Source organism: Anaerophaga thermohalophila str. Valhall (genome assembly GCF_000250735.1).
Taxonomy (GTDB): domain Bacteria; phylum Bacteroidota; class Bacteroidia; order Bacteroidales; family Marinilabiliaceae; genus Anaerophaga; species Anaerophaga thermohalophila_A.
Genome location: NZ_AHZV01000161.1, coordinates 1 through 4978, shown reverse-complemented (window position 1 = coordinate 4978; position 4978 = coordinate 1). Strand labels below are relative to the sequence as shown.

Annotated in this window: 8 protein-coding genes; all 8 read right to left on the bottom strand. The window is 40.2% G+C overall.

What is annotated here, in order from left to right; translation table 11 throughout:
- Positions 1-237 precede the first annotated feature (237 nt).
- Positions 238-633, bottom strand: a complete 396-nt coding sequence (locus OQ5_RS0108510; protein WP_016777081.1) for a HEPN domain-containing protein — start codon at positions 631-633, stop codon at positions 238-240.
- Positions 623-949: a nucleotidyltransferase domain-containing protein gene (locus OQ5_RS0108505; protein ID WP_016777080.1), complete on the bottom strand. Its 327-nt coding sequence runs from the start codon at positions 947-949 to the stop codon at positions 623-625. The genes OQ5_RS0108510 and OQ5_RS0108505 overlap by 11 nt, the downstream gene beginning before the upstream one ends.
- Before the next feature lie 524 nt (positions 950-1473).
- Positions 1474-1596 carry a HepT-like ribonuclease domain-containing protein gene (locus tag OQ5_RS23820; protein ID WP_218054515.1) on the bottom strand — a complete coding sequence of 41 codons (123 nt, stop codon included), beginning with the start codon at positions 1594-1596 and terminating at the stop codon, positions 1474-1476.
- Positions 1593-1850 carry a hypothetical protein gene (locus OQ5_RS20605; protein WP_218054513.1) on the bottom strand — a complete coding sequence of 86 codons (258 nt, stop codon included), beginning with the start codon at positions 1848-1850 and terminating at the stop codon, positions 1593-1595. Before OQ5_RS20605 ends, OQ5_RS23820 begins: the two co-directional genes overlap by 4 nt.
- On the bottom strand, positions 1843-2136 hold the full coding sequence (locus OQ5_RS0108495; RefSeq protein ID WP_016777079.1) for a nucleotidyltransferase family protein: 294 nt from the start codon (positions 2134-2136) through the stop codon (positions 1843-1845). Before OQ5_RS0108495 ends, OQ5_RS20605 begins: the two co-directional genes overlap by 8 nt.
- 262 nt (positions 2137-2398) lie before the next feature.
- Complete coding sequence (gene cysQ / locus OQ5_RS0108490) at positions 2399-3193, bottom strand: 3'(2'),5'-bisphosphate nucleotidase CysQ (protein ID WP_016777078.1); 795 nt, start codon at positions 3191-3193, stop codon at positions 2399-2401.
- Positions 3194-3276: 83 nt separating this feature from the next.
- A complete protein-coding gene (locus OQ5_RS0108485; protein ID WP_255297453.1) occupies positions 3277-3726 on the bottom strand; it encodes a four helix bundle protein in 450 nt (149 codons plus the stop codon).
- Positions 3686-4816 (bottom strand): Wzz/FepE/Etk N-terminal domain-containing protein, encoded by a 1131-nt coding sequence (locus tag OQ5_RS0108480; protein WP_016777076.1) that lies wholly within the window; start codon positions 4814-4816, stop codon positions 3686-3688. Before OQ5_RS0108480 ends, OQ5_RS0108485 begins: the two co-directional genes overlap by 41 nt.
- Positions 4817-4978: the final 162 nt, after the last annotated feature.

Genomic DNA, 4978 nt, shown 5'->3' with positions numbered 1-4978 from the left:
ATATCTTATGTGGTCTTATGTGGTCTTATGTGGTGAATTTTTTGAGAGACGCACGGCCGTGCGTCTCTATTTGCTGCCTTCTATCTCTGTGGTGAATTCTTAACCTTAACCTCAACCTCAGCCACAACCTCAACCTTAAATGTTGCTGGTAACTGGTTGCTTAACCTTAACCTTTGTCTCAACCTCTATTGGTTAATGGTCACTGGTAATTGGTAATAAGTAATATATAGTGAACTTTTAACAAGAACTTTCAATATAGAATAGAATTTGATTGAAAACAATTTCTGCAATTTTCATAGAATGTTGTACTTCATCCAACGATGGAAGAAAATATTTTGGACCGGGATAACGCTGAGTTTCGTAATAATCGCTGATTATTATTATATCATCGATGGTAATACTCTTTAATTCAATAGTCTTTTGAACAAAATTATATAATACTTGTAATGAATGCGTTTTAGGTATTTTCTCACCATGAAAGGCAAAAACAGCTTTAAATGATTTTTCCATAACTTGCTGAATCTCAAAAGCAATAATATCGGTGAAATGGTTTTCCCGAATTAATAATCGCGCAGTTTCGAGATTTCTACCGGCTAAGGTCATCCATTCTTTAGCATAAGTTTTATTGCCCATAAAGCACTTTCCCTTTATTCAGTATTTCATCATAAAACCGGTCACCCAAAGCAATTCTGTTTTTTACTCTATCCTCACTGTCAACAATAACATCAAAAGCACAATTTTCATTATTAAATTTCTTCCAAAGTTCTTTTTTAAGTTCAATTCGAAAATTTCGTACATCGCATTCCGGGATATTTTTTATTGCCAATAAGTCAATATCACTTTCTTCCGAAGGATGGCCGTAAGCATAAGAGCCAAAAAGAATGGCTTTTTCCACACCTTGTTTCTTTAATACTTCAGTAATTCCAGGTATAATGTGATTGATATTCATTAGCCTCAAATGTTGCTGTTTGTTGGTTTCTGTTTGCTGGTTTCTGGTTTCTGGGTGCTGGGTGCTGGGTGCTGGGTGCTGGGTGTTTGTTGCTTGTTGCTCAACCTCAGCCTCAACCTTAACCTTAACCTTAGCCTCTATTGGTAATTGAAATCTGTGTTCGCCCGGCTCTGCCGCTTTGCTTGCAAAGAATCTGTGTCATCTGTGGTGCAATCTTATCTTATGTGGTCTTATGTGTTCTTATGTGGTGAATTTTTTGAGAGACGCACGGCCGTGCGTCTCTACTTGCTGCCTTCTATCTCTGTGGTGAATTCTTAACCTTAACCTTAAATGTTGCTGGTAACTGAGGGCTTTTACCTACTATCTTTTAGCATCTTTGAGCTCAGTCTAAAAAGCATCTTTATCGCCAAACTCTGTGTTGTTCTAAATTTTTGTATTTTCATTAACAACGAGTTAACTCCGGCGCAAAAATTTAAAACGCCTTGATTTTGACAAAAATATGCTTTTTATGCCGCACTCACTTCTTATTTAAGCGTTGAGTGAATTCTTTCAAGAACTATCAACAAAGCCGGAATATCTTCAATAAGCGTTTTAAAGATTACTTCGGCATCAATATCAAAATAATGGTGTACAATGATATCCCTCATACCCATTGCCTGTTTCCAGTTGATTTGTTTGTAATGTAATGGTAAAGCAATTGGTTGTTTGTAATTTTGTCGAGATTTTTAATACTTTCACCTATTGCTGCCAGCTTCATGCAGACGCTGTCTAATACCATCATTCCCTCCTCTGAGGAAGTAAAGTCGTCTGCTGTATTTATATTCTTAGTCCTTTTCCGGACTATGTGGATGGTTTCGATGATCTGGCCAATCACATTATATGCGATTTCTTTATCAAACATTAATACCCTCTTTCTCAATACTTTCTTTTAAAAGATGGTTCATAGAATCACGCAGGCGTACAATGTCAACCGATTCTCCCAGAATTTGCTCAAGTTTGTCTTTAAGTTCTGATAATTTAAAGAGACTTAATGGTTCTCCTTCGTAATATATATCAATATCGCTTTGTTTCCTTTGTTCTCCACGGGCAACAGAACCAAAAATACCTAAGCGTTTGATTCCATAAGTGCGCCCGTTTTTTTGTTTAAAAATGGATAACAATTGAATGTATTGTTCTTTTGTTTTCATTTTTGATGAATTTCGGTTTTAGAGTTGCTGGGTTGCTGAACCTTAGCCTTAACCTTAACCTCTATTGGTAATTGAAGTCTGTGTTCGCCCGGCTCTGCCGCTTTGCTTGCAAAGAATCTGTGTCATCTGTGGTGCAACCCTATCTTCTGTGTTCTTATATGTCTTATATGGTTCATTCTCAACCTCAACCTCAACCTCAACCTCAACCTTAACCTCAGCCTCAACCTTAACCTTAACCTCAGTTAGGCCTCAGTCATTGAACTCACCTTACCACAAACCAGGGATTCATCAGGTTCTCTTTATTATAGCTCAGTTCAGTTTTTTCGTCGGCGAGAAAAATATTTTTACCGGCATGTTTGGCAATAGCATGACCGGCTGCTGTGTCCCATTCCATGGTTGGTCCAAAACGGGGATAGATATCGGCTTTGCCCTCGGCAACCAGACAAATCTTCAATGAGCTGCCGGCAGATATGACCTCCACATCTTCAAATTGATGCCGGATGCGATCGATATATTCTTTAGTCTCGGGATTCATGTGTGACCGGGAAGCAACAACCGTATATTTTGATTTATGGCCTTCGAAGGGCAGCGATACGCCACGGTCAATCAATCCCTCCAGATTTGCTGACGTGATATTCCTGATTTTCCGGGCGCCATGCTTCGGCCATCCGAAATAAAGAGTTCCGGTAACCGGCACATAAATAACACCGCCCAGGGCCTGTCCGTTTTCCACCAGCGCTATATTAACGGTAAATTCACCGTTGCGCCTGATAAACTCTTTGGTTCCGTCAAGCGGGTCTACCAGCCAGAAACGTGCCCAGTTTTGTCGTTCGGAAAAAGGAATTTCGGCTCCTTCCTCGCTAAGAACAGGCAGTTTCGTTTGTTCGAGGGCGTTAAGAATAACATCATGACTTCGCTTATCGGCAATGGTAAGCGGTGAGTCATCGCTTTTCTTTTCGATGGAGAAATCCTGTGAAGAATCTTCGTAAATCTTCAGGATTTCTTCGCCTGCCAGGATGGCGGCATGGATGGCAATGTTTAGTTCTTTTTCGTTCACAGGAGATTATTTTTTGAGGTTGAGGTTGAGGTTAAGGTTGAGAATAAGGTTGAGGTTGAGAATAAACTAAGATAATTCAAATATTAGTTCAAAGACCTTATTATTTTATTAAGATCATAAATGAGATCATTGTAAGCCTGAATAAGTTTGTCTGCTTCATTCTTATCAAAATACTCAACCTTAAGGCCATAAATTAAATGGTTTTGTGCTTCAAATGCAGAACCACGTGCAACAACGTAAAGACAGGATTTATCTTTTTTTGTTCTTCTTCCAAAACCTTCAGCAATATTAGCTGCAACACTATTCGAAGACCTCCTTATTTGAGAAGTTAAACCATAATCTTCAGCCTTTGGTAAATTAATAGGTAGGTAAAAAACATCTATGGAAAGTTGATTTGCTTTTTGCCAAACCGGCATTTCTTCAAAACTGGAATACATAAGCATTGCTTTGTTAATATTGACCTTAACCTTAACCTTTGCCTTAATTCCGATGCTACCATGCTGCTTTAAGTTTCCTCCACACCATCCTTCCAAAAATAATTCCAAGCCCGATAAACCCACCGAGGAAGACGCTCACAACCAGGATTAGAGAACGTTTGGGGGCCGATTTTTCGAGAGGTACCTTCACCGGTTCGATAATCGAAAAGGCGGGAGTATCTTGTTTTACAGCTATTTCGGCCTTTTCGAGTTGTTCGGCGAGGCTTTGATAAACCTGCGATGCCAGATTATAGGCATCACTCAGCTCCTGATAACGCATGTCAGTACGTTCCTGAATTATGTTTCTGTTACGGTCGCGATAGTTGAAAAAGGCAGCTCTTGCCTCTTCAAATTCGGCTTTCTTTTCTTTGTAACGTGCTTCTATAAATTCAAGATTGTTGCGGGCCTGACGGGTTTTGTAGGCTATAATGTATTTTTGAAGCAGTTCCACCGTCTCCTGGGCAACCTGCGCGGCAAGCAACGGTTCTTCCATTTCTGCCGATATCGTGGCGAGACCGGTTTCGTCATCTACCTCAACGGTTACTTTTTCCACCATTGATTCAAATATTTCCTTTTCTTCTTCGCTCATCCTTTTTATTTCAGAAGCGCCAGAGCTCTCAATACCAGGGCTCAACTCTTTTTCTTTGGAAAAAATTGCATCCTTAATGGTCCAGGGTAACCGGATGGTATACTTTACAAGAGACGAACCAAAACCGGGAACTGTATCTTTAAGCGCTTTGTCATAAATAGAAACCGGCTCTGCCTCTTCTTCGTAATCAAAAGGGTGATGCACCAGGTCATTCAGGAAGGGATAGCTCTGAATGACACGGGGGTATAAATCGGGTTGAATACCTGTTCCTCCTCCCATGACCGAACTCAGATTTATTCCGGCCATACTTGCCAGGCCGCCCAAACTACCAAGACCGCCCAGATCACTCTTTCCTTCAGTCTGAGGTAATATGGTTGCCGATGCACTGTATTTTTCAGGACTGAGCAAAGCTACCAGCAAGCCGATAATGATGGCCAGCCCAACGGAGTAATAGATGGTTCTTCGATTGTCCCAAATTGTATGCGCCAACGCAATAAGATCAATTTCATCATCCTTGATGATGGGTCGATCTGGTGAAGTATTGTTGTTATGTTCCATGTGCTTAAGGTTGTAGTGGTATTGGGGTGTTAAGCTGTTAGGGTTGTTAACATTGTTAGGGATGTTAGTGTCTTACGCCTGATATTTTTGTTTTTTTGGCAAAATTAGTGTTCTGTCACCGCTCCGCGGTTAATTGTTACTTATTTTATTGGTAATGTTACC